The organism is Cohnella baijiui, assembly GCF_020731285.1.
GTDB lineage: Bacteria > Bacillota > Bacilli > Paenibacillales > Paenibacillaceae > Cohnella.
Genome location: NZ_JAJFOW010000320.1, coordinates 1 through 243, shown reverse-complemented (window position 1 = coordinate 243; position 243 = coordinate 1). Strand labels below are relative to the sequence as shown.

Below are 243 nucleotides of genomic sequence, written 5' to 3'. Positions count from 1 at the left end.
AAGAGAGATGAAATTGTCAAAAAAGCGACGAATCAAGCACTACATACAATACGACATCCGCTTCCATGTGCGGCACATACCAACTCGAACGCTTCACGCCAGGGATCCAGAGAATGTGTTCATCATCGGTCAGAAGAGGAATTCGATCTCGCTTGTCGCGGGGAATCTTCTTATCGATAAGGACATCCTTTACCTTCTTGGTTCCGAGCATGCCTAGAGGCTGTATTCGATCTCCAGCACGCC

1 protein-coding gene is annotated in these 243 nt (G+C 48.1%); it reads right to left on the bottom strand.

All coding sequences use genetic code 11. The features are described from left to right. Positions 1–16: 16 nt before the first annotated feature. Positions 17–243 (bottom strand): tRNA lysidine(34) synthetase TilS (gene tilS / locus LKX83_RS32800; protein ID WP_227887467.1); only part of this gene is annotated, 227 nt, incomplete at its 5' end.